General features: G+C 38.2%; 22 protein-coding genes, 1 pseudogene and 1 riboswitch. Of the genes and pseudogenes, 8 read left to right on the top strand and 15 right to left on the bottom strand.

What is annotated here, in order from left to right; translation table 11 throughout:
* The first annotated feature begins 237 nt into the window (after nucleotides 1–237).
* Together DKZ56_RS10370 and DKZ56_RS10365 are read left to right on the top strand one after the other, a co-directional pair.
* Nucleotides 238–564 (top strand): DUF485 domain-containing protein, encoded by a 327-nt coding sequence (locus DKZ56_RS10370; protein ID WP_208649918.1) that lies wholly within the window; start codon nucleotides 238–240, stop codon nucleotides 562–564.
* A complete protein-coding gene (locus DKZ56_RS10365) occupies nucleotides 561–2,105 on the top strand; it encodes a solute symporter family protein (RefSeq protein WP_208649917.1) in 1,545 nt (514 codons plus the stop codon). The genes DKZ56_RS10370 and DKZ56_RS10365 overlap by 4 nt, the downstream gene beginning before the upstream one ends.
* 130 nt (nucleotides 2,106–2,235) lie before the next feature.
* On the opposite strand, the gene DKZ56_RS10360 is transcribed toward DKZ56_RS10365, so the two are convergent.
* Nucleotides 2,236–2,628, bottom strand: a complete 393-nt coding sequence (locus DKZ56_RS10360) for an EamA family transporter (RefSeq protein WP_425471053.1) — start codon at nucleotides 2,626–2,628, stop codon at nucleotides 2,236–2,238.
* A 333-nt stretch (nucleotides 2,629–2,961) separates the two neighbouring features.
* Here DKZ56_RS10360 and tnpB point away from each other — a divergent pair, with 333 nt between their 5' ends.
* Entirely contained in the window at nucleotides 2,962–3,315 is a 354-nt protein-coding gene (tnpB, locus tag DKZ56_RS10355) for an IS66 family insertion sequence element accessory protein TnpB (RefSeq protein ID WP_208649916.1), read from the top strand.
* Between the two features lie 3 nt (nucleotides 3,316–3,318).
* Nucleotides 3,319–4,002: pseudogene (locus DKZ56_RS10350) on the top strand (transposase domain-containing protein); the annotation flags it as partial.
* Nucleotides 4,003–4,097: 95 nt separating this feature from the next.
* Here DKZ56_RS10350 and DKZ56_RS10345 read toward each other — a convergent pair.
* From DKZ56_RS10345 to parE, 3 genes are all read right to left on the bottom strand, one after another.
* On the bottom strand, nucleotides 4,098–4,559 hold the full coding sequence (locus DKZ56_RS10345; RefSeq protein ID WP_245989416.1) for a DMT family transporter: 462 nt from the start codon (nucleotides 4,557–4,559) through the stop codon (nucleotides 4,098–4,100).
* A gap of 116 nt (nucleotides 4,560–4,675) precedes the next feature.
* Nucleotides 4,676–7,123 carry a DNA topoisomerase IV subunit A gene (gene parC / locus DKZ56_RS10340; protein ID WP_208649915.1) on the bottom strand — a complete coding sequence of 816 codons (2,448 nt, stop codon included), beginning with the start codon at nucleotides 7,121–7,123 and terminating at the stop codon, nucleotides 4,676–4,678.
* On the bottom strand, nucleotides 7,123–9,096 hold the full coding sequence (gene parE, locus DKZ56_RS10335; protein ID WP_208649914.1) for a DNA topoisomerase IV subunit B: 1,974 nt from the start codon (nucleotides 9,094–9,096) through the stop codon (nucleotides 7,123–7,125). The genes parC and parE overlap by 1 nt, the downstream gene beginning before the upstream one ends.
* Before the next feature lie 371 nt (nucleotides 9,097–9,467).
* Here parE and plsY point away from each other — a divergent pair, with 371 nt between their 5' ends.
* Complete coding sequence (gene plsY / locus DKZ56_RS10330) at nucleotides 9,468–10,070, top strand: glycerol-3-phosphate 1-O-acyltransferase PlsY (RefSeq protein ID WP_208649913.1); 603 nt, start codon at nucleotides 9,468–9,470, stop codon at nucleotides 10,068–10,070.
* A 28-nt stretch (nucleotides 10,071–10,098) separates the two neighbouring features.
* Nucleotides 10,099–10,389 carry a HesB/YadR/YfhF family protein gene (locus DKZ56_RS10325; RefSeq protein WP_208649912.1) on the top strand — a complete coding sequence of 97 codons (291 nt, stop codon included), beginning with the start codon at nucleotides 10,099–10,101 and terminating at the stop codon, nucleotides 10,387–10,389.
* 224 nt (nucleotides 10,390–10,613) lie between these two features.
* Here DKZ56_RS10325 and DKZ56_RS10320 read toward each other — a convergent pair whose 3' ends face one another.
* The 8 genes from DKZ56_RS10320 to DKZ56_RS10285 form a co-directional block, all read right to left on the bottom strand.
* Nucleotides 10,614–10,982 carry a hypothetical protein gene (locus DKZ56_RS10320; protein WP_208649911.1) on the bottom strand — a complete coding sequence of 123 codons (369 nt, stop codon included), beginning with the start codon at nucleotides 10,980–10,982 and terminating at the stop codon, nucleotides 10,614–10,616.
* A 129-nt stretch (nucleotides 10,983–11,111) separates the two neighbouring features.
* On the bottom strand, nucleotides 11,112–11,345 hold the full coding sequence (tlp, locus tag DKZ56_RS10315; RefSeq protein WP_208649910.1) for a small acid-soluble spore protein Tlp: 234 nt from the start codon (nucleotides 11,343–11,345) through the stop codon (nucleotides 11,112–11,114).
* A gap of 72 nt (nucleotides 11,346–11,417) precedes the next feature.
* A complete protein-coding gene (locus DKZ56_RS10310) occupies nucleotides 11,418–12,344 on the bottom strand; it encodes a VanW family protein (protein WP_245989415.1) in 927 nt (308 codons plus the stop codon).
* A 172-nt stretch (nucleotides 12,345–12,516) separates the two neighbouring features.
* Nucleotides 12,517–13,167: a glycoside hydrolase domain-containing protein gene (locus DKZ56_RS10305; protein WP_208649908.1), complete on the bottom strand. Its 651-nt coding sequence runs from the start codon at nucleotides 13,165–13,167 to the stop codon at nucleotides 12,517–12,519.
* Nucleotides 13,168–13,263: 96 nt separating this feature from the next.
* A complete protein-coding gene (locus tag DKZ56_RS10300; RefSeq protein ID WP_208649907.1) occupies nucleotides 13,264–14,100 on the bottom strand; it encodes a DMT family transporter in 837 nt (278 codons plus the stop codon).
* Between the two features lie 411 nt (nucleotides 14,101–14,511).
* On the bottom strand, nucleotides 14,512–15,234 hold the full coding sequence (locus DKZ56_RS10295; protein ID WP_208649906.1) for an SIR2 family NAD-dependent protein deacylase: 723 nt from the start codon (nucleotides 15,232–15,234) through the stop codon (nucleotides 14,512–14,514).
* A gap of 237 nt (nucleotides 15,235–15,471) precedes the next feature.
* A complete protein-coding gene (locus DKZ56_RS10290) occupies nucleotides 15,472–16,347 on the bottom strand; it encodes an alpha/beta hydrolase (protein ID WP_208649905.1) in 876 nt (291 codons plus the stop codon).
* Nucleotides 16,348–16,509: 162 nt separating this feature from the next.
* Entirely contained in the window at nucleotides 16,510–16,707 is a 198-nt protein-coding gene (locus DKZ56_RS10285; protein ID WP_208649904.1) for a hypothetical protein, read from the bottom strand.
* 196 nt (nucleotides 16,708–16,903) lie between these two features.
* On the opposite strand from DKZ56_RS10285, the gene DKZ56_RS10280 reads away from it, so the two are divergent.
* Nucleotides 16,904–17,860 carry a tyrosine-type recombinase/integrase gene (locus tag DKZ56_RS10280; RefSeq protein ID WP_208649903.1) on the top strand — a complete coding sequence of 319 codons (957 nt, stop codon included), beginning with the start codon at nucleotides 16,904–16,906 and terminating at the stop codon, nucleotides 17,858–17,860.
* 70 nt (nucleotides 17,861–17,930) lie between these two features.
* Nucleotides 17,931–19,328: a hypothetical protein gene (locus DKZ56_RS10275; RefSeq protein WP_208649902.1), complete on the top strand. Its 1,398-nt coding sequence runs from the start codon at nucleotides 17,931–17,933 to the stop codon at nucleotides 19,326–19,328.
* 52 nt (nucleotides 19,329–19,380) lie between these two features.
* Here DKZ56_RS10275 and metA read toward each other — a convergent pair whose 3' ends face one another.
* The 3 genes from metA to DKZ56_RS10260 form a co-directional block, all read right to left on the bottom strand.
* Nucleotides 19,381–20,319: a homoserine O-acetyltransferase MetA gene (metA, locus tag DKZ56_RS10270; RefSeq protein WP_208649901.1), complete on the bottom strand. Its 939-nt coding sequence runs from the start codon at nucleotides 20,317–20,319 to the stop codon at nucleotides 19,381–19,383.
* Between the two features lie 91 nt (nucleotides 20,320–20,410).
* A riboswitch (SAM riboswitch) is annotated at nucleotides 20,411–20,518 on the bottom strand.
* Between the two features lie 65 nt (nucleotides 20,519–20,583).
* Complete coding sequence (locus DKZ56_RS10265) at nucleotides 20,584–21,336, bottom strand: hypothetical protein (protein ID WP_208649900.1); 753 nt, start codon at nucleotides 21,334–21,336, stop codon at nucleotides 20,584–20,586.
* Entirely contained in the window at nucleotides 21,318–25,091 is a 3,774-nt protein-coding gene (locus DKZ56_RS10260) for a DEAD/DEAH box helicase (protein ID WP_208649899.1), read from the bottom strand. The genes DKZ56_RS10265 and DKZ56_RS10260 overlap by 19 nt, the downstream gene beginning before the upstream one ends.
* Nucleotides 25,092–25,317: the final 226 nt, after the last annotated feature.

Below are 25,317 nucleotides of genomic sequence, written 5' to 3'. Positions count from 1 at the left end.
ATCAACTTTATAAATGCTGCTAATTCCCCATTCTAGTACACAAATATTCATATAATTGTTTTAATGCGAAAATATTCTCTTTTAATCAATTTTTTTTGCGAAAAATTTTGAATAATTTATAGAAAAAGTATTGCAATTTTGTGAACCGTTAAATAAAATTGGAATTGTAAAATTCTTAAAAAAGAATTTTGCGCACATAATGCAGAAAAAATGTTCAAATTTAAAGGGGGTATGTTTATGGCGAGACAAAACAGCAAAAATATCGACTACGAAAAAATCGCCAATAGTCAATCGTTCAGACGGTTATCGAAAAAGAAAAACTCGTTTCTCTGGACGATGACGGTAATTTTCTTTGTTCTTTACATGTTGCTACCCATCTTGACATCCTACACAAAAATTTTGCACCAAAAAGCAGTTGGGGAAATTACATGGGTATGGTTTTACTCCTTTGGACTATTCGTCATGGTTTGGGGACTGGCACACTTCTATGTAGGGAGAGCAAACAAATTTGACAAAGAAGCGAAAGAAATTATCGATGAATATGAAAGGGGTGCTGGTCAATGAGTGTACCATCCATAGTAATGTTCTTATTGATCGTAGGAATCACGTTGTATATCACTTATTGGGCTTCCAAAAGAACTAGCACTGCGAGCGAATTCTATACTGCCGGGGGCGGACTGAAAGGTTGGCAAAACGGGCTTGCTATTTCAGGGGACTATCTATCTGCGGCTTCATTCTTAGGGATTGCAGGTTCTGTTGCATTATACGGTTATGATGGCTTCTACTTCTCTATCGGTTATCTAGTAGCTTACTTGGTTGTATTATATATCGTTGCCGAGCCACTTCGTAACCTTGGTAAATTCACATTGGCCGATATGATCACAGCTCGTTTCGAAATGGCCAAAGTTCGTGGAGCTGCTGCTTTAAGTACAATTGTAATCGTTTTATTCTACATGATTGCACAGCTGGTTGGTGCAGGAGCACTTATTCAGTTATTATTCGGTATTCCTTATTGGGCAGCTGTTCTAATCGTAGGTGTCATGATGACAATTTACGTATTGTTCGGTGGAATGACTGCTACTTCATGGGTACAAATCATTAAAGCTGTTCTATTGATGTTTGGTACTGCTATTATTTCGATTCTTGTATTATTGAAATTTGATTTCAGTATTATCAGAATGTTCTCAGAAATGGCAACTGCAACTGATGCAGGAGAAGCGTATCTAAATCCTGGATTGCTTTATAAGAACGGAATCAATACGATTTCCACATTATTGGCATTAGTGTTGGGTACTGCTGGTCTACCGCACATTTTGATGCGCTTCTTCACAGTTAAAGATGCGCAAACTGCTCGTTCATCAGTTATCTGGGCTACTTGGATTGTTGGTATTTTCTATGTATTGACAATCTTCTTAGGATTCGGAGCAGCTGCATTTGTTGGTAAAGAAACGATTGTTGCAGCAAACCCAGCTGGTAACATGGCTGCACCGTTGCTTGCAGAAGTTTTGGGTGGAGACATTCTATTCGCATTCGTTTCTGCGGTTGCATTCGCAACAATCTTGGCGGTAGTTGCAGGTCTTGTACTTTCAGGTGCTTCTGCTCTATCTCACGACATTTACGGTCAAATTATTAAGAAAGGTAATATTACTGAAAAAGAACAAGTTGTTGCAGCTCGTATTGGTTCATTAGTAATTTCTGTTATTTCAATTTTACTTGCATTAGGAGCTCAAACACTTAACGTTGCGTTCCTAGTATCATTAGCATTCTGTATCGCAGGTTCTGCAAACTTGCCAGTAATTATTTATACAATCTACTGGAAACGCTTCAATTCCAACGGAGCTGTATGGGCAATCCTAGGCGGTTTGATTACTGCATTAGTTCTTGTAGCACTATCACCAAACGTATGGAATCCAGAACCAGGTAAAGCAATTTTCGTTGGTACACCATTAGTATCTTTAACTAACCCTGCGATTATATCTGTACCAGTTGGATTCATCTGCGGATGGCTTGGTACAATCTTATCTAAAGAAGCAGACTATGCAAAATATAACGAAGTTGAAGTTCGGGCACAAACTGGTATTTCAGTAAACAAAGTTTCCCACTAATTTAAATTGAATACATTCGTCCTTATCCTTCTTTCTAGAGGCTATCTTGAAAGTATTAAACTTTCAGGGCAGCCTCACTTGTTTTTCAGGCGCCTTTTTTATTAAGGGGAGGAAATTTCCCTCCCCTCCCCTACTCTCTAGAAAGAATCACAATCGTAAATAATATTAATAGGGAGCCAAGCCAGTCTATCCATCCAAATGATACCCCTAAAAAAATTACGGACGTTAAAGCTGCAGATAAGGGTTCTGCACAAGCAAGCAAACTTGTTTCTGAAGCTGTTAAATATTTTAAACTATCTAAATAGAAATAAAACGAAAGCACTGTACCACAAATCACTACAAATAAAAAGGCAAAATTCGTTGTCACATACCATTGCCCTTCAAATTGCCAAGGCGCTCGGATAAAGCTAAATACAATACCAGCTACTAACATTCCCCATCCTACCGTAATAAAGGAACCCCATTTTTTCAATAAGCCAATTGGATAAATCGTATAAAAGGCTAATCCAAAGGCCGATAAAATACCCCAAATGAACGCCTCTTTAGAAATCGTTAAGGTATTTATATTCCCATGAGTTACAAGGTAAGCCCGAAATCAAACAACGCCTATAAATCAATGACACCTCCCTGTAAGATGAAAGTAACAATTACAAAGGAGGTATTCTTTTTTTGGCAACGGAAAAACTCAATATCGTGCCTGTAAAATTAGAGTCCAAATCTGATCCAACTCCATCCCCAGCAAGTCGTGGTCCACTCAGACCAATATGCGTCATTCAATCCAATCAGTGTAAAATCTCCTTCTACCCTGGTGTCAAACCTCAATTACTTCAAGCCGTTATCAGGGAGTTGAATCAAAATGATTCATGATTTTACAAAATGCAAAAATATCTATATCATTTGCGGTCATACAGATATGCGAAAAGGAATCGACGGTCTAGCAACGCTAATTCAGGATTCATTCGAACTCGATCCATACAGCGAGGCAATCTTCTTGTTTTGCGGTCGAAGGAAAGATCGTTATAAATGTTTATACTTTGATGGAGATGGCTTCGCTATGCTTTATAAACGATTGGATAATGGCAAACTCCAATGGCCACGAAATGAAAATGAAGTTCGTCGGCTCACGCAACAACAACTTCGTTGGTTACTTGAAGGACTCGCAATTCATCAACCGAAAGCCATACAAAAATCTAAAAAAGGTGTCTTTTAACCAATGATTACTAGTGATATAATCAAGACATTATTGAATTTGTACGGAAATGTGGTGAATGATGTGAGCAATGATTCGAATGAAAAATTAATTCAATTATTAGAAGAACAACTCGCGCAATCCAATAAGAGAAATGAAGAACTGTTGAAACAAATTGAATCGTTGTCACAACAAGTTCGCTATTTAACAAAGCTTCTTTATGGCTCAAAATCAGAAAAATCAAAGTACCAAGCTCCAGATGGACAATGTTCTTTATTTGATGATGACTCTTTTTTTAACGAACCTGAGCACACAGAAGAACAAAGCACGGACACTGTTACCTATACAGTTGTTCGTAAAATACATAAAAAGAAACGAAACGATTTCTTCGTGGATGGTTTAGAAATTGAAGAAATTCATCATCACCCTGAAAACTTACAATGCGAGTGTTGTCAATCTCAGATGACAGAGATCGGCAGCACGATTGTTCGTGAGGAAGCAAAATTTATACCGGCTATTGTGAAGCGTGTTCGACATATCGAACACGCTTATGAGTGCAGGAATTGTAAAAAAGATCTCAGCAAAAATTCACAAATCAAACGAGGCAAAGCACCACAACCAGCGATTCAACGAAGTATTGCTGGACCAACGGTCTTGGCAAAAATCATCTACGATAAGTTTGTTCAATATTTACCTTTATATCGCCAGACATCAAGATTGTAGGGCTATTTGTCGTGCGTACCGAAAGGTGCGCTTTTTTTAATCCCTGTTTTAAGTTTTCAATGCGTCATTTGAATTCGGGCTTACGTTACAAGCAAAAATGTTCCGATTAGAGCAGAAAAGACAGCCAACAGTTCTTTCAAAGTAGGCAACCGCTTTGCAATCAATACATAATACATTGTAACTAAACCGGGACCCAGATATTGTAAAACTGTAGCTGTTGCTGCATTCCCGTGAGCAATTGCCGTCAGGTATGTATATTGAACTCCAATCATTCCAACAATTCCGAAAATTACCAACTTGAATGCATCAGACTTTTGCTTCCAAATGTCAAAAATATGCATACCTTCATTTTTAAAAGCAATGATTAATAGCAAGGATCCGGCAAGGAGCAGCCGACAAGTTGTGAACCATTCTGTATTGATATGCAATTGTTGAAACATATATTGAGAAACGGTTCCCGAAATACCCCAAAACAGAGCAGCAACTATAACAAGGATGAATCCTTTAGAGCGATTATCCAAAGATAAAATGTATTTTCCCATAATAATTCCCCCAAAATTATCCATCTTTATAGTAATCTGTTTCTTTCCCCTTTTCAACGAAAAAAGGCCGCCTAGAAATTCACATTTTCTAGACGGCAAATTTCAAGGCTTTTTGACTATCCCTGATGTTCTTCTTTTTCAGGATGGAGGATTTTTACAAACAATAAATCACCATCATTCTTTACATCAAATTTAAGGGATCCGTTTGAATATCGGTCTGCCAATGCCAAATCCTCAACGGCAATGCTTTCTTGAACTTGTTTATTTGTTGCCATTAACACCGTATCTTCCTGCTTTACAATCGATACATGAAACACTCGATGCGGACTTTTCTTCAATTCTTTCAATATAACTAATCCACGTTTGGCTCGACCTGTTTGTTCAATTTCTGATATTTTCATTCGTTTAATGGCCCCGCGATGGGTTACCACAATGACATCTTCTCCCGAGTTCTCATCAATGATATTGACTGCTGCAAGCATATCGCCATCTTTCAAATTAATCCCTTTAACGCCGCCCGTTTTTATACCGGTCACTGGAATTTCATCCAGATTAAATCGAACGGTATAACTTAAATAAGAAGTAAGAATGATTTCTTTTCCAAGAGTAACGAGATTTGCATAAATCATTTCATCGCCGTTTTTTAAGTTCATTGATTTTATCGGTTTTGAATAACGTGAAACTTGAAATTCATTCAGCTTTGACAATTTTACTTGCCCTAATTTAGAAGCTGTTAAAATTAACAGCTTTTCATCATCAAAGTTTTCAACTCCAACAGCCCCAATGACCTTTTCTCCTTCTTCAATTGGAACAATACTGGATATGTGTTGCCCTAAATCTTTCCAACGAATTTCCGGCAGTTCATGCACTGGTTGATAAATGTAATTGCCTTTATTTGTAAATATTAGCAGACCATCTTGTGTATTCAATGTGTTTTCAAAGAGTAAATAATCCGATTCTTTCATTGCAAAATCTTCCGGGCTGGACGCTGCATAAGAACGAAGACTTGTTCGCTTTACGTATCCGTCTTTTGTTACGGTTACAACAACATCTTCGCTTGGAATCAAAACATCAAAGGACACTTTAATCTCTTTTATTTCCGCCTGTATAGTGGAACGGCGCGGCTCTGCAAATTGTTTTCGCAATTCTTGAATCTCTTTTTTAATGACTTTAATTAATTCTTTTTCACTGCTTAATATTTTCGATAATCTTTCCGTCGTTTTTTGCAATTCTTCATGTTCTTTTTGCAATTGCGTAATATCGGTATTAGTTAAGCGATATAGTTGCAAGTTGACAATCGCTTCTGACTGCTGTTCTGTAAACTTGAACTTCACCTGCAAGTTGTTTTTTGCATCTTTTTTATCCTTTGATGAACGAATGGCTTGAATAACATCATCTAGTATGGATAATGCTTTGATCAGCCCTTCAACGATATGTAGCCGATCTTTTGCTTTTTGCAGGTCAAATTTCGTTCTTCTTGTCACGACATCTTTCTGATGATCTATATATGCATCCAACATGAGAGGAAGCGTCATCATAGTAGGGCGTCGATTATGAATAGCAATCATATTAAAGTTGTAGGTGATTTGCAAATCCGTATTTTTATAGAGATAGTTTAAAATCGCTTCTCCATCTACATCTTTCTTTAATTCAATGACAATCCGAAGCCCTACTGTCCGGTCCGACTCATCTCGAACATCTGCAATTCCCTCAAGCCGTTTATCAAAGCGCATTTCATCTATTTTTTTAACGAGCTGAGCCTTATTCACATCATATGGAATTTCGGTAATGACGATTTGTTCTTTGCCTCCACGAATTGGTTCGATTGTGGCTTTTGAACGTATCATGATTTTTCCTCTACCTGTTTCATAAGCTTTTTTGATGCCGTCGATTCCTTCAATTATAGCTCCAGTTGGAAAATCAGGTCCTTTGATGACAGTCATTAAATCATCGACTGTGCAATCCGGGTTATCTAGTCGCATCAGTATTCCATCCAACACTTCTAATAAGTTGTGGGGAGGAATATCTGTTGCATAGCCTGCTGAAATACCCGTAGCCCCGTTTACAAGCAGGTTCGGAAGTTTCGCAGGAAGTACGGTTGGCTCAACATCCTGGTCATCAAAATTAGGGACAAAATCGACCGTTTGTTTATCGATATCTTTCAGCATTTCAATTGCCAATGGGGAAAGGCGGGCTTCTGTATAACGCATCGCAGCAGGAGGATCCCCATCAATCGAACCATTATTCCCATGCATTTCAATTAATGGATAGCGGGCTTTCCAATCTTGGCTAAGGCGCACCATTGCTTCATAAACAGAGGAATCTCCATGAGGATGGTAATTCCCTATTACATTTCCGACCGTTTTCGCAGATTTTCGGAAGGGTTTATCATGGGTATTCCCTTCCCGATACATGGCATAGAGAATTCTCCGCTGCACGGGTTTCAGACCATCCCTGGCATCAGGAATGGCCCGATCTTGAATAATGTATTTACTGTAACGGCCAAAACGGTCACCGATAACATCTTCCAACGTTAATTCATGAAATCGTTCATTTAAAGCCATTATTCTTCCTCCTTATGCAGGATGAAATCTGGTACTAATGTATTTGCATCTTCTTCCATCCCAAAGTCTACATTCGCTTCAATCCATTTGCGGCGGGGTTCTACTTTATCTCCCATTAGCGTTGTAACGCGGCGTTCTGCTCGGGCGCCGTCTTCAATCGTTACTCGAATAAGCGTTCTTGTTTCAGGATTCATTGTCGTTTCCCACAGTTGATCAGCATTCATTTCTCCGAGACCTTTATAACGTTGGATGATATATCCTTTGCCAACTTTTTTGATTTTTTCTTGCAGTTCTCGCTCAGTCCAAGCATATTCTACAATTTCGTTTCTGCCGCTTCCTTTTGACACTTTATACAAAGGTGGCAATGCTAAATATACTTTTCCCGCCTCAATTAATGGCCGCATATAGCGATAGAAAAATGTGAGTAGCAAAACTTGGATATGGGCACCGTCTGTATCTGCATCGGTCATAATAATAATTTTATCGTAGGCGGCATCTTCTAAATTAAAGTCAGGGCCAACGCCGGCGCCGATTGTATGAATAATCGTCGCAATCTCTTCATTTTTCATAATATCTGTAAGTTTTGCTTTTTCAGTGTTGATCACTTTTCCACGAAGCGGTAAGATGGCTTGGAATGTGCGGTCTCGCCCTTGTTTTGCTGATCCTCCAGCTGAATCCCCTTCGACAAGGAATAATTCATTCTTTTTCGGATTGCGGGATTGGGCAGGGGTTAATTTACCCGAAAGAATTGTTTTTTCTTTTTTGCCCTTTTTGCCGCTGCGCGCTTCTTCTCTAGCTTTTCTCGCCGCTTCCCGCGCTTGCTGAGCACGTATCGCTTTCCGTACTAGGGTTGCGGATAATTCTGCATTTTCTTCTAAAATATAGAGCAATTTTTCTGATAAAACCGCTTCCACCGCTGTACGAGCTTCCGGTGTTCCGAGTTTACTTTTTGTCTGCCCTTCAAATTGCAGCAAATTTTCCGGAATGCGAACGGAAATAACAGCAGATAAACCTTCTCGAATGTCCGTTCCTTCCAGATTTTTATCTTTTTCTTTTAACAGCCCGACTTTGCGGGCATATTCATTAAAAATTCGAGTTAATGCCGTTTTGGCGCCAGTTTCATGGGTTCCTCCATCACGGGTGCGTACATTGTTGACGAAGGATAAAATCGTTTCAGCATAACCATCATTAAATTGAAAAGCAAATTCCACTTCTATTTCATCATGAATCCCTTCCACATACTTCACAGGATGCATGACATCTTTTTCTTCGTTTAAATATTCTACAAATGCTTGAATGCCACTTTCATAATGAAAGATTTCGTGCTTTCCTTCTTCCCGTTCATCAATTAACTCCACTTTCAATCCTTTTAGTAAAAAGGCCGATTCCTGCAAACGTTCAGCTAATGTATCATAATTGAATTTTGTTGTGGAGAAAATCGTATCATCCGGCAAGAAGTGAACGAGCGTTCCTGTTTCTTTTGTATCACCAATGATTTCAAGGGTCGTTACAGGCTTCCCGCCATTTTCAAAACGTTGTCGGTGGATTTTTCCATCTCGATAAATCGTAACTTCTAGAAATTTTGAAAGGGCATTTACAACGGAAGAACCTACTCCATGGAGTCCACCGCTCGTTTTATAGCCCCCTTGACCAAATTTCCCTCCTGCATGAAGTACGGTAAAAATAATTTCAGGAGTCGGTTTGCCTAATTTATGCATCCCTGTTGGCATTCCACGACCAAAATCCCGAACGCTTACCGAATTATCTTGATGAATTTTTACAATGATATGTGAACCAAATCCAGCGAGAGCTTCATCCACTGCATTATCAACAATTTCATAAACTAAGTGGTGAAGTCCCCGGCTGTCAGTGGAACCAATATACATTCCTGGACGTTTCCGTACAGCTTCCAATCCTTCTAAAACTTGAATGGCATCCGCATCATATTTGAGTTCAGTTTGATTGATTGCCAAATAAAATCCCTCCAAATACAAACATCCGTTCTGTATCACTAATCGTACTGAGAAGTTGGACTTCTGTCAATATCTTGTACGAAAGCGTATCTTTATCATTTTAACAAATCCTTTCAAATAAAAAAGGAATATTTTTTCGTATTTCCTAAAATGAATCGAAGGAAATGTTATTTATTTTACGTACTGCACCATATATAATAAATAAAACATTTCTTTCATTCCCGATGATCAATTCAATTTCCTTCTTTACCATCACAATTCTTTACAAAAATTTTTGATGAAGATGAAAAGAAGAAAATACTCTTTCTCAAATGTGAGAAAAAGTGTAAAATGATTATCGCTATAAAGTACAAATTGAAAGGAATCATGATATGATTAATATGATTGCAATACTTTGTGCGTATTTAATCGGTTCGATTCCATCTGGTTTATGGATTGGAAAACTTTTTTATAAAACAGACATCCGCGAACATGGCAGCGGAAATTTAGGGGCAACCAATACATTCAGGGTGCTTGGAAAAAAAGCAGGAATTGTGGTAACGATTTTGGATATCTTAAAAGGTACCATTGCCACACTTCTTCCGACTTTTGCTTATTTCAGTGATGTGACAGTACATCCGCTTATTTTGGGTGCCATCGCAGCCGTTGGACATATGTTTCCGATTTTTGCAGGTTTCCGAGGTGGAAAAGCCGTTGCCACTTCCGGCGGAGTATTGCTCGGATATTCTTGGCCATTTTTCATTTTTCTTGTCATTGGATTTTTAATTTTGTTAAAAATCACAAAAATCGTCAGCTTATCTTCCATGCTTATTTCTGTAATTGCTGTTATTTATAGTATTATTTATTGGATAGCAACAGGCGATTATGCATTATTTATACTGGTTGTAATTTTAGCAACATTCATTATTTATAGACATCGTTCTAATATACAACGCATTAAAGAAGGTACAGAACCTAAAGTAAAGTGGCTCTAAATTTTATTGAAAGGAATGGAACGGGGAAATGAAAATCGTCATTTCAGATGAAGCGCTCTCATGGTTTAAGGCAGAAATGGATGCAACAGCAGGTGACTATATTCGTTTTTTTGCTCGATATGGCGGCTCTTCCCCATTTCACGAAGCCTTTTCCCTTGGGTTGAACCGAGAAAAACCTCATGACATCGGTGTAGAAACAGTGATAGATGGCATTCATTTTTATATCGAAAAAGATGATGAATGGTTTTTCAATGGGCATGATTTATATGTTTCCATTGATCCAAACACTGAAGAACTAAAATATAGCTATCAAAAATAAAGGGGCTGTTCAGAAAGTCGAACACTTTCTGAACAGCCTTACTTCTTATAGGAATATTCTCTTAAAAACTTCGCTCCTGCGGTGGTCACAAAACGCGCCTCCTGGTCCGCAATTTATCTGCGGCAAAAACTCTAGCGACAGCCGCAATTTATCTGCGGCGAAAGCATGTGCGACAGCCGCAAAGGGGGCGTCTTGAAATGACTTTTCAGATGCCCCCTTTGCATTTAAAATTTTTTGATATCAACAACATGATTATCATATCCAAGAGCAACGACCATATCGTTATATGCAGTCAGCACTTCTTGATATAACACATGCACTTGTTCTTCATTCACTTCTCCGTCAACTTCATAACGGGCAGCATCAAATTGGCGGCTGAATTCATCTAATTTTACTTTTAAAACATCTACTTCTTTCGATTGTCTTGCTTCCTCGCTGGCATATGTATAAACATTGAAGGAATGTTGATTGGCTGTAAACTTTTCAATTAATTCAGAGCGTTTACTTCCTTTTTTCCCAGCAACCTTTTTTAATTGTTTCATTAGATCCAGTACGTTACGGCTTTGATTGACAAGCGTTTCCACCATGTTCATTGATAGATCCCTCCCTAAACTAATTTTTTCCACTTCAATATTTTATTAAAGTCATTATTAATTATAAATAAAGAAATTTCGTTTGCAAAAAAAGAAACTGGCAAAGCACCAGTTTCTTTAAAATCTTGATTATACTTCTCCGTTTTCACGGGCTGCATATTCTTCTTTAATTTCTTTACGGAAACCTTCAATGGCTTTTTTGCGGCGTTCATTCTTTGCTTTAATTTTTTCTCTCTCTTCAGGACCAACGAATTCCATACTTGTTTCCGCTTCACGGTAATTTTCGATTGTATTTTGTACCATTTTTTGTAATTTTTCTACATTATCTGAACGATCATCTGGATTCGGTTTACGGTTTGTCATTGTCTTCACTCCTCCTTCTTTTTCGTTCAGTGTTAGTTTGGGTTGCAATAAAGGATTTATGAAATGAAATTTTTACGGAATTTCATCGATTTTTGCCAATTCATTTTCCCATAAGTCCGCATATTCTTTCGAAGTTCTAATTTCCACAGTGATAGAGCCAGGACGATAATAAGCTTGAATTATAAAGGGGACGCCAGTGGTATTGAGGAATTGAAAATCTAATCCGCCAAAGGAAACGGTCGCATCTCTTCCTTTAGGAACGTAACCAACATCGATTGAATGATGATGCCTTTCAACGATTTCCACTGACAGCTGGTCCACTGCATTAAATAATGTGGAAGAGGTTTGGCAGATGCCGCCGCCAATTCCCATGACCATTTTTCCATTGACAATTTCAGGAGCCATTTGATATCCAGTGGCGATTTCCCTCGGACCAACAACAGCATTAAAGGAGAATTTATCTCCGCTGCCGACAATAACATTGTGAATGGCTGCTGCTGAAAGCTCGATATTTTTGCTTCTTCCCTCTTTTTGCGGATTAAAATACGTAGTATAAGTAGCGATAACCACTTCTTTAATATGAGGCGCGTCCGACATTCGATAATTGCTTTCGGTTATTTTCAGAGGAATTTCAATGGCTCCCCCTGTAAAAGAGCGTTTTAAGACTTCTTCAATGAAAAAAGAAGTATTGACTTCAACTCTTGGACTGCCTTTTATAATTTCCCCATCAATATCCATTCGATCAAGAGACATTTCTTGATAATATTTCGGTTCAATTTCACGAACCCACTTTTCCACATCTTCCTTAAAAATGTTTAAATTTAATTCAATCCAATGTTCATAAGGATAAAAAGTATGAACCACTTCTTTAGAATATGGATCAATAATGTCAATCTTTATTTTTTCTGTATGGGAAAAAATATCATCAAACATAGCCGCATTCACAATCGGTTGTTTGATGAGGAACAGTAAAAGAAAGAAAATTAAACATTTTTTCATCAATAACCCACACAACCCTAGTCTTTTTGTTTGTATTGTGCCCGAATCCAATCGTCCCATACAAAAAAGGAAGTGTTTATTTTAAAACGCCTCCTTTCATACTAACTAATACTTATTATTATTCATTTCACTACCGTTATTTTTATAAACCTATTTTACAAAAATATACCGCTTAATATAACATTTCAAATAAACGGCTATCCGCTAAATTCGTATCAATAGGGCATGTTTTTGAATTTCTTCCATATTGCCATATCCAAACATTGCTTTCACATGAGACTTTAGCGGGATTAAATTTTGGTGCCAATTGCGCTTTGGTTACACCTGGATTTGGTTCAGCACTCCATAAAATCGCCTGCTCTGCAACAAGTCCATCTTGATTGACCGCATCGCAATAAGCTTTTGCGAAGTTCCCTTCCATCGGATCATGATAAAAGCCCGGTTTAAAATCCGTATTATACATGTAACGGACATATCCTCGAATCCAATGGCTATCTACATCAAAAAATCTTTCGACATTTGCAAAAATCGGCGTTCCTTTGCGAATGCCGAGCTTTTTTGCATGATAAGCGGCAAACATGGCTGCCATTCTTCCTTCATTCTCACCTACAGCTCGTTTAAACTCATTATAAATCGGCAGCAATTTCGTTCCGCTATTATGAAGCAGTTCAATCTCTTCCTTATCTAAACCTTCCGATGCCCCTTCAACTCGCGTTAAGTATCTTCCCCAAAATTCCGGTTTCCCGTAATGGTTTAAAACACAATTGTAAAGGTCAGTCGTTACTTTTTGCGCTGAATCAACACCCCAATGATAAGTAACCATGACGTACCTCTTTTCTATTTTTGTTCCCATAATTATATATATTGAATCAGGAGATGATTTGTTCATAAAAATAAAAAACGAGAGCCGTATTAGCCCTCATATCTTAGTAAAGATAATCCCCAATAATGCCGTAAGTACGCCGATCACTTGATAAGTTTTTAGCCTTTCATGAAAAATAAGATAACTGCCGCAAACCACGACTAAACAGCTTAAGGAGACGATGGAAAATACAACACTGGCAATGCCTTTCTGCAATGCAAAGAAATAACAGCTATAAGCAATCACACTTAACAAACCAACAAGACCGCCGATTTTAGCTTCAGAAGCTTGCCAGTTTTCTTTTTGAAGAAGGCAATTTACCAATAAGTAAACGGCTCCACCGCCATACATACAAATTAAAGTATTGAGCGGCTGAATATGCAAATAAGTAGAAGCTTTCATTAAAATGCCAAGGATTCCTAGTGAAAGGATGGCAAAGCAAATTCTAAGCATCCAAGGCAAATAATCGATTTGCATTTGATTCGATGGAGAATATTGAATCACCACAGCCGAACATAACATAATCACAATTCCCGTCCATTGCAAAGCTGTAATATGTTCATGGAAAATCAAAGCAGCACTTAAAATCGGAATAATTGTATTGAGGCTGATTAATGAACTTGTAATACTGGCAGGACCCTTCTCAAAGGCTTTCGACATTTGGATATTGCCATTTGTATTTAGTATGCCGATTAAAGCGCCAAGTAACAATGTCACCAAATTCATCTCATGTATTCCTACCCATAATCCATAGCTAAAAGAAATGGAAAAAGCTATAAGATAAAAATACAGCTGAATATGTATTTTTGAGTATCCTTTTGTCGTACTCCATTTAAAAATCATATTATTTGTACCAAAACAAAACATTGTGGCCAATGCAGCCCCAATCCACATTTATATACACCCCTCTATATGTAATACAATCAATTCTAGATGCCAATTCATAAAAATATCAATTATAAAATACTCCAGAATCTTCATTCATTTTTCCCTTATTTCTTTTTAAGTAGATGAACAAAAATGGACCCTCCATATGATAACATACTAGTAAATAGATAGAAATGGTAAGGAAAAGAATGAATGCAAATAATTCAGTTATTTGAGAAAGATAATGAAATCTTTGAAAAAATTTGCGATAAAACATATCGGGTTATATGAAAAATTTGGGTGGACATTTATTGGAGAAGTAAAGACCTTTAAAAAACATTTACCCATTGGAAGATTGTATAAATTAGAAATAAAATAGTGAAAAACATAAATTGTTTACATAAACACATAATCCTCTTTCACGCATTTTATGAAAGCTTATCTCCTTTTCTCCAGCTGTTCATTTATCTCCAATAAAACTTCTTTTGCTTTTCCTTCTAAGATGCAGTCAAAGTAAGTTGCGTGAGATGCAATTTCTTTATTAATGTACACCTTTTTCCCTTTCGTCATCATAGGAAGCTGATTCACAGGATATACTTCTAAACTTGTTCCAATGACAATCACCACATCTGCTCTTTGAATATTAGATAAAGCGCTCATCCAAGCTTTCTCCGGAAGCATTTCACCAAACAGCACCACATTAGGCCTTAATCGTCCATTGCAATAGGCGCAGCTTTCCATCGCGAGAAAAGCTTCTTTGGCAGCGCTTCTTCCGCATGAATGGCATCGGAACGTATAAATGGAACCGTGGAGTTCATCCACATTTTTGTTTCCAGCTTGCAAGTGAAAGCCATCCACATTTTGAGTAGCTAGATGATGAAGAAACCCCTTTTTTTCCCAATCTGCAAGAATGTAATGTCCTTTATGGGGAGCGCATTTTTCAAGCAATTGAATTCTCATCGAATAAAATTCATGAAAGAGCGGATAATCTGTTTTTAAAGCATCCACCGTCGCTACTTTTTGCGGATCCGTTTTCGTCCACCAACCAGATGCTGAACGGAAATCTGGCACACCGCTTTCTGTAGACATGCCTGCACCTGTCAACACAACGGTTTTATTAGATGAAAGAAGCCAATCAACAACGGTTTCAATCTTGCTCAAACCAACACTCCTCTCTTACTTCCTTATCAATAGTTATCTCATAATTCATGCAAGATGAAAATAAAAAATTTTGAACTTTTTCCTCAGATTGAATTATAAAGTAATTGCTGGGGGATCAGCATGATAATGACATAAATTTGTCTGAATGCATTCTTTGCAGCGTCTCAAATTGCACTTCTTGGATGCAATAAAAAATAAGGGAAGGATAGACGCTTCCCTTATTGTATGAAATTTTCCTCATTCAAAAGCCAAAAAAGCAGCCGTTATATCGTGACCGCGCATATAATCCGGCGAGCCGGGAAAGTTTTGCATGAAACCATGGACATTTCCATCAAAACGTACATATTTAACGTCCACGCCTATTTTCCTTAACTCTTCAGCAAATTGGTCCCCTTCATCACACAAAGGATCATATTCAGCTGTGAAGATCAACGTCGGTGGCATCTGAGCTAAATCGTTATTATTTTCATAAAGGGGGGCATAATAGGAAATAGATGGGGAGAGATAGATTGAATGCATCGTCAAATCAAGGCCATATTTTCCATTAAAAAGCATTCTGGATATATGCGGGCTGGTCTTCACTTGATCATCCCATTCAATGATGGGATAATACAAAACCTGCTTTTTAAATGGAACAATGCCTTGGCAAATAAAATTGAGTACAATATTTATGGCAAAATGGGCGCCAATACTTGAGCCGCCAATTGCAATTTCATCTGAAAGAACACCTAATGATTCGGCATGTTTCATAATCCATTTTACTGCTCCATCGCATTGCTGAAAGCTTTGGGATTCACTTTCAGTTGTATAATCGATGGCAATAACTTTATATCCCGTTAAAGAGCAAATCATCCGACAGCTGACATCGTGGCTTTCCACACCGCCGGGAATAAAAGTTCCTCCGTGGAAAAAAATAAAAAGCGGATGTTTTTCTTCTTCATTGGGAATATAAATGCGGATGGGAATCTGTAACGTCCCTGCTGAAACGAGCTTTTCTTCCACTTTCCAAACTTTCGGCCTTTTTTCTATAGGTGGATTTTTGATTTCAATTCCCCTTTTTCTCGCCTCTGGATGAGCTTGAAAGTACTGTTCAATATATAAATGAATCGGCATCTCCTCACTCCTTTCTTTACATAATTGGACTGCAATGCTTCATACTAAATCATGCACTGTATCTTTAGAATGTCCAAAGTCGAAAAGGATATGACAAAAAGTAAAAAGCTAAGTATCGCCACCAAAACAAGTTTCTATACTTAGCTTGAAAAATTGGGGTGGTTAATGCACCGGCTCCCATTCAATAAATGTCATTTCAGGGATGTATTTTGTCATAGGGCATATTATTTCATCATAAATGCCCTGCACATTGGAAAGTTCTTCATTTGTTAAGCGGTAGATCGGAAATCTCTCTTGCCCGTTGAATATCCTCTTTGATCTTTTCCAAATCGATAATACTGGCTTTATGGCATTTTCCATCAAAAAAAGCCCCTCTGAGACGCATCGAAAAATCATTTTTCGTATAACTCCCTTTAAAATGTGCTGAAAATCGCTTATACAGAACCTCACTTCCCCCCATTTTCTTTTCCTGTATTTTACTTTTTACTGCATATAATTTATATTATATGTAGTAAGACTTTTTAAAGATAAAAACCGCTCAGAAAGAGGTTACATAATGGAACAATTCAAACAGCCCATCATCGACCATTACGAAGATGAATTAGATATTTTCCAAACTTATTTGGAGGATTTGGGGTACTCCCCCCATACCATCACTTGCTATTTGTCGGATGTTCAATCGTTTCTGTTGTTTTTGTTTCATAAAAATGAGAAGTTTATTTCGCTAGATGAGGTCAGTTCAAAACAAATTCAAGAGTTTTTAAGAAAAACCCAAAAAGGCAAAGCGAAAACAACCAGAAACCGCCGATTAATGGCCTTAAGAACCTTTTTTAAATCCCTTGTCAAAGCGGAGGAATTGGCATTTAATCCTGCGGTGGATGTAGAGATGGCGAAAACGGAAAAGAATCTTTTGCCAACCTATTTAAACGATGAAGAGCTTCGGCTGCTCTTTCAATGCATTAAACATGACCAATACCATATCCGAAACAAATGCATCTTAATGCTGATGGGTCTTGCGGGGTTAAGGGTGATTGAAATCCATAATTTGAATACAACCGACCTGATTCGGGATGAACATGAACCGGGCATCAATGTGTTGGGGAAAGGCAATAAAGTGCGATACATCCCCTTGCCGGATGCCTTATTTCAATTGCTATTAGAGTACGAGCGCATGTACCGCCCTACCCCAAAACCAGAACATCAAAATGCTTTTTTCCTTTCAAAGCGGGGAGAAAGAATTTCAAGAAGAAGAATTCAAATGATTGCGGAAGAAACTTTTGAGAAGTTGAAGAGTTTGCCTGATTTTTCCTACTTACAAAACAAACCATTGTCTTCCCATAAACTGCGCCATTCTTTCGGCACAAGACTTGTGCGGGAGGGGGTTGACCTTGTCACAATCCAAGAACTAATGGGGCATACCAATTTAAGCACAACGCAGATTTATACCCATGTAAACAATAAACAAAAACGAGAAGCGATGAAAAACAGTAATGTTCTCAAATTCTTTCAATAAGCGATCGAGCACACACCCATTAGTCATTTGCCTCATATGCTAGACAAAAACGAATTGAGGATGTGACTAAATGGGAATTGAGTTGACGGCACTACATTGGATATACGTCGTGTTCATCGTGCTGATCATTGGCTTTATGGTGAAGCGGCGGGATACGACCCTTGTTTGTATTGTTGGAATTTTTTTACTTTCTTTTGTGGCAACCGGGGATTTGGTGGCTTCCACTAGCAAAGTCTTTTCTAGTTTCATCTACGCTATTACGGAACTACTATCGACCATCATTATCATTTGCGTTATTGTCGCCATGAGCCGGGTGCTTTTAAAAACGGAAATTAACGAAGTGATGGTCTCCCCTTTTACGAAAATCATTAAAAATCCGACGCTTGCCTATTGGACAATAGGGATTTTAATGATGGTGATTTCCTGGTTCTTCTGGCCATCCCCTGCTGTTGCGCTGCTTGGAGCGGTGTTATTGCCTGTTGCGATACGAGCTGGACTTCCTGCTCTTGGCGTGGCAATGGCGATGAACTTATTCGGGCATGGGATTGCGCTATCTGGCGATTTTATCATTCAAGGCGCACCGAAATTGACGGCTGATGCAGCAGGACTCCCTGTTAGCGATGTCATTTCTGCTAGCGTTCCTCTTGTCATCGTGATGGGCGTTGTGACAACTTTTACAGCATTTTTCTTGCTCAGAAGGGATTTGAAACGGGGAACTATTGAGATGGTTGGCGGTTTTGATGGTGGCCAAGAAGACGAAGAGGAAGTGGAAGCACATCTCTTAACGAAAAATCAAAAACGATTTTTTGCTATTTTAATACCGATTACCTTCTTATTAAATGTAGTCGCGATGGCGATTTTTGATTTAACCGGCGGGGATGCAACGGCGCTCATTGGCGGAACAACCCTTGTACTTCTGCTGCTCCTATCCATGTTTGCCCATAAAAATGCAGGACTTGAAAAAACGACAAGTTACTTAATTCAAGGATTCCAATTTGGTTTTAAAGTGTTTGGACCAGTGATTCCAATCGCCGCTTTCTTCTATTTAGGAGATTCAGGATTCACACAAATCATCGGCGACTATTTGCCTGAAACATCCCAAGGCATCATCAACGATTTAGGGGGCGCTTTGGCAGCCGTTGTGCCAATGACAGCGGAAGTTGCGGCAGTAACCGTTGCTGGTGTCGGCGCTATTACCGGATTAGATGGGTCCGGATTTTCGGGCATTTCATTAGTCGGCTCCATTGCCAATCTATTTGGAACAGTCATTGGCGATGGAACTGCAACGCTTACGGCCCTTGGGCAAATTGCAGCGATTTATGTCGGCGGGGGAACGCTTGTACCATGGGCGTTAATTCCGGCTGCTGCCATCTGTAACGTAAGTCCGTTTGAATTGGCGAGACGAAATTTAGTTCCTGTTGTAATCGGACTCGTTGTAACTACGATTGTGGCAATGTTTTTCATCTAAAAATAAGAGCTGTAAAAATTCTTCCGAAATAGAAGAATTTTTACAGCTCTGTTTAAATTTCGAAATTAATGGCATCTTCCACATAGTGCCAATCGTACGGCGTTTCTTGGTAAACGTAGTAGTTTAACCAGTTGTAGAATAATAAGTGGGCATGGGCGCGCCAATAATTTTTTGGCTGTTTTGTTGGGTCGTTGTCAGGGAAATAATTTTCTGGTATGTCGACCGGCAAACCTTTCTTTATGTCACGCTCATATTCTTCTGCAAGGGTTGTGGCATCATATTCCAAGTGACCGGTAATCATAATGTGTTTATTGTCTTTTGATTGAATGATAAAAGGCCCAACTTCTTCAGAATAACTTAATAATTTTAAATCCGGATGCTGCTCGATTTCCTCGATGGAAACAGATGTATATCGTGAATGAGGCGCCACAAATTCATCGTTGAAACCACGAACTAAATCGTTCGTTAAGTCCGTAATTGTATGGGAATAAATGCCGGAACATTTTTTCGGCAATTCAAACTTGCCAATGCCAAAATGGTAATACAAAGCCGCCTGTGCAGCCCAACAGATATAAATGATTGATGTGACATTCACTTTCGCCCAGTCTAAAATTTCAGTCAATTCTTTCCAATAGTTGACTTCTTCAAATTCCATGCGTTCCACAGGCGCCCCTGTGATGACCATTCCATCAAAACGGCGGTGTTTAATTTTATCAAATGTTTTATAAAACAACTCTAAATGGCTTTTTGATACATTTTTTGATTCATATGTAGCAGTATTTAAAAAGGTTACATTCGTTTGCAGCGGCGTATTTCCAAGCAAGCGCAGCAATTGAAGTTCCGCTTTTTCTTTCTCAGGCATTAAATTCAACACTAAAATGTTTAATGGCCGAATGTCCTGCGATAATGCGCGGTCCTCTTCCATGACGAAAATTTTTTCATTTCTTAATATTTCTCCAGCTGGTAAATTTTTAGGAATATTAATTGGCATTCCCTTGTCCCCCATTTCTAAATAATCTGAAATAAAAAACCCTCTCATTCCAGCAATGAGAATGAGAGGGTACAAATATTTCATGCACACTCTCTTATCTCCCAAGGTTACACCTTGCTGGAATTAGCACCTTTCTAACATCCGTTAGAGGTTGCTGAAGTTTCATTGGGCCAAGTCCCTCCACTTCTCTTGATAAGAAAGTATTAATTCCATATAAAATTAAGAATATCCTAACATATCCAATAGAGAAATGCAATATTCGAGCTATTTGATTTCACTCTGAAATTTCTCGAACCACTCCAACTTTTCCTTCTCAAATATTTCTTTTTCTAAAAATTCATCCCAATTATTTAATAACGTATTCCACACCCGAGGAAAAAATTCCTTCTTTTCATTGTTCCAAATAATCAGTTCAATGCATGGAACATCATTAATTTGCACCTTTTCCAATGATAAAATGGATTTGATTTCCTGCTCACTTTCGTCCATTGAATCCAAGTACATTTTTTGTATTTCATTTATGAAAAACTCTTGATTCAATGTTTCCTCTTCATTTTTCATATAGCGGTATAATTGGTCTGGAAAATCATCATAATCCAATACTTCTTCTATATCTCCATGGAAAATGTTGGAATGGGTTGGGCTATATAACAACTCCACCGTCACAGGATCTAATTCTTCTTCAAAGACTCCCTGGGCAAATTGTTGCTTCCCTTTTTCGGTCAATTGATAAACCTTGTTTTCCCTTGCCAGCAACCCATTTTTTTGCATTTTCCGCATCAAATCTTCTATAAATAAAGGCTCCACCAATAAAATGTCGCTCAGTTCTTCCGCGTTTTCAAAAGTGGATTTTTGAAATGAAAACAGCAAAATTTTCATTAAAATATCCATCGTCTTTTTTTCGATGGGCTGATAGGTGATTTCATACGTATGCATAGGAAGACACCAAATATCCGTATGAACAATCGTTCCCTTCATTTCTTTTTCTAATTGTTGTTTTAATTGTTGGAGTTCCATGTCGCAGGCTCCTTCGTAATTGTTCGTATTCCTTGCAGGGCTTTCACAACCTCATATAAGCGCTGATACATCTCTCTCGTTTCTTTCTTTTTCGGACGTTTTGTAAACATTTCAGAGCTGCCGACGATCATCAGCAATTCCCGCGCTCGGGATAAAGCGACGTTTAAACGGCGATAGTCTTTGGCAAAGCCGATTTCCCCATGTTGGTTATTGCGTACCATACTTAATAAAATGACATCCATTTCCATTCCTTGGAACTTATCGACTGAACCTGTGCGAATATGCAAATGAGGCAAATTCAGTTCTTCAACTAATTGATTCACCCGGTTAACCTGTTCTCTATAGAAGCTGATTACACCCACAGATTTTAACGCTTCTTTCTCAAATTGCCCATTTTCTTTCCCTTTTGCCGTTGCATCGTTTAAGTCTATCAATAATTCCTTAATGATTTCTAGTTCTGAAGTATTGAATAAGCTGGAACCTTCTTGCATCCGTTCTTCAAAATAAAACGGCTCATTTGGGATGTCAAACCATAGCAAATGTTCATGTCGTTTTACAAAGTGGCCTTCCAGTCGATGGTCTCTTACTTCATCAGAGTTTGTGAGGCCGCATTGCAAAGATTCATTTCCATTTTGATAGAAAGGTGCAATCGTTTGCATAATTTTTTCATGCATGCGGTATTGAATGCCAAGCATTTTCTTATTGGTGCTTGGCAAGTTTTTATAAAGGCGTTCAAATAAAGATTCTTCCAACAGTTTTTCCAGCTCTCGTTTTTCTTCAAAACCATCCATATTTTTCAAGATTTCTTCCAGCGTTTCTTCAAAGGTATCGTCGCCAATTAAAGGCGGCAGTTGATGATGGTCGCCGACAAGGATGATTTTCTTTCCTTTTAACATTGGAAGCAAAAGTTCAGGAGGTGTGGCTTTTGACACTTCATCAATAATGACTACATCAAAAATCGGATAGTTGTCCATAAACTCTTTATTGGCAGAGGCAACGCAGGTTGTACCAATGACATTCGCGTGTTTGACGTAAAGTTTTCGAATTTCTTCTAAATCCTGTTCTGTTGCTCGGTTTAATAAAGAGAACCATTCTTTTTGGATTTCCTTTGTAATTGGCAGCCGCTTGATTTGGCGTTCGTATTTTTCAATTTCAAGGTAGCAGTTCTTTATTTTTTTATTCGTCTCTTCCAATTCCAATTCTGGGGTTCGTTTTAAGATTTTCTGAAATTCTTCTGCTTTTCGTTCCATCGCAATTCCTTGACGATGCAGCGATTTAATTTCCTTTTCCAAAGTTTCTACTAATGCTTGTTGATGGGAAAGTTCCCGTTCGTTTTCATCGATTTCTTTTTTCAGTCGAGCTTTTTGTGTTTCAAAAACTTGAAGGTTTTCTTGTTGTTTCTCAAGATGATAGAGTTTTTCTTGCAATGAATGGATTACTGCTTGAAGTTCATCAACGGATGGAATAAAATCAGCTTTTTCGATTTGCAGCTCGTCCAGTTCTTTTTCATATTGCAAAAGAGTTTGCTCTAGGTGATTTCTTTTTTGTTCTAATGTTTGAATTTGGCCTTCATTGATGCCGATGCTTTCTAAATATTGATCATAAACAGCTTTTTTTAATTTGTTGAAAACAAGTCTTGATTCATCCGCTAAAGATTGATATTGATGCAATAGTTCATTGACAAACAGCCGTCTTAAAAATAGCCCTCGAATGGAAGGAATGCCATTTTGCCGATTGATTTTTTGCTGTTTGAAAGCAAGGGCAAGTTTATTCAAAAACTCATTCACTTCATGTAGGGAATAATGGTGGTGCGGCGGCAATGAAACGGGTTCAATGGGAATTCTCAATGTTTTCTGGTTGTATTCAATGGCTTTTTCAATCCGTTCAGAAATTTGGATGGCCGGTTTCAATTCCAATATTTGCTGATGGAGTTTTTCCATGTCCAAAAGCAGCTGGTTGATGGCAAATTTTCTCCGGATTCCATAGGTTTCGATAAACTCTTTGAGTTCATCTACTTTTTTTAAAGATTGCAATTGAGTCAGCAACTCATCCGATTGCTCCCTTTTCGTTTCCAATAATGAAAGTTCATTGGAAACTTGTTGCAATTCCCATTGCACTCTTTGCAGTCGCTCCCTCGTCTTACTAAAGCGAATGAAATGTTTGCTTTCCTCCATTTGCCGTTCTGCTTCGCTGATTTCTTGGCGGATTTTTTCTGCCTCTTTGCTGGATAACGCACTTTCAATTTCAGTTAGTTTCTCGATTTTTTCATGTAACGCTGTTTGGCAAGCTGCAATACTTTGTTCCTTTTTTTCTTTTTCCTTATTCAGCGCAATAATCTGCTTTTTTAAGTCAGCAATAGTTGCAAAGGCTTCTTGTAATTCCTTTTCAGCCTGCTGTTTCCTCACAATATCCTTTTCTAATGCAGCTGCTTTTTTCTCCAAACTTTCAATCTGCTGCTTACAATCTTGAATGGCATTTTTTAAAAGGATTTCTTTTTCATCGTGCTGCCTAATTTCATTGGAAAGAGCTTCAAAGGTTTGAATTTTCCAATATTCCGCCACATTTTCCTCAATAAATTTTTTCCCTTCTTCTTCGATGCTGTCTGTCCGTCCATAGCGCAAAATCCGAATATCTTTATTCGAAAGGAGGCGGCCCAAGGCATTATCCACCGCTAAGTTTGATTGGGAAGCAATTAACGTCTTTAATCCCATTTTCACGTTTTGGTAGCAAATTTCAGAAATGACCGTTGTTTTCCCTGTTCCAGGCGGTCCTTGAATGACATATAAGTCTTCAGTTTCAAGAGCGCCAAGCACCGCTTCTTTTTGAAATTCATTTAATGGATTATGAAATTCAATTTGCATGTGGTTTTTTCGTTTTGCTACCTTTGGCTCGTCTTCAAATAAAAAGTTTTCCAAGTTGGGATTGGCCGCAAGCCCTTCTTTTAATTGTTCGAAGCCTTTTAATAAGCGGTTGAGCTGGGATTTTGTCGAGGCATTGCTGAAAGTGACCGTTTCTGTGGGGAAATCGAAATCCTTTTCTTTAGCAAGTTTACTCAATTGAGGCGTTAATTCAATGTCAACGCTTTGACGTTGTGCATTCGTCTTCACTACTTCCCCAACTTCATTTTTTATCCCTTTTATATAGACGTTCATTCCTTTTAATATTTTCCACTCTTTATTAGCAATCCCGCTAAGTTTGAGGGTAGCGTTTGAAAAGTCTGAACTGTAGGATACCGATTGTATAGTTGCTTCGATATCATCGATGTTGGCATTTTTATATAATACTTTTAAATATCCTTCCCAGCTGGCGATTCGTTTGTTGACATAATGATATTTGTCTGTTGCAACGGGCAATTCGGCGATGGTTCTTAAAAAGACTTCCGGATAGGAGTGTCCATTCATTCTCGTTGGTGCAAAATGAATTCTCATCGCTTTTCTTCGATTGGTTTTGACAGGGGTATGCTTCCCCTTCGTTCGGAAATTTTTTGCGATGAGTCCATTTTTTCTATCAAATACGCAGTCTAAAATAACGACGCGTTCCTTCATTTTTTTCGCTAATTTTTCATTTCGTTCATTCTCAAAATAAATGGTAAGGGAAAGGGATGTTTCTTCAACGGACGTCTTTTCTAAATAAACAAAAAAAGACGATTGCATTTGAAAAAAGGCTTGTTCGTCGACAAAATGCTCTTTTATTGCTTCCCGGGCAGTATTCGTCAAGACAATAAAACATTTCACCGTTTCTACCGTTAGCGCCATAAACATCCCTCCTTTTACTCACAATCGTCATTATAACAAAAATCGCGGAACCATTATAGAATAATCAAAAGAAAGAGGCTGGGACATAAACAAAAAATTAAAGGGGCAGTTGAAAGAGTTTTGATAAAAAATTGATATAACTAAAAATTGATTGGAGTGACGGGGCGACTCCTGCGGGAACAGCCCGTGTCTCGAGACACCGCAGGAGCGAAGTAATGAGCTCCGA

It is taken from the genome of Ureibacillus thermophilus, assembly GCF_004331915.1.
Taxonomy (GTDB): Bacteria; Bacillota; Bacilli; order Bacillales_A; family Planococcaceae; genus Ureibacillus; species Ureibacillus thermophilus.
This window is presented reverse-complemented; position numbering and strand designations above follow the sequence as displayed.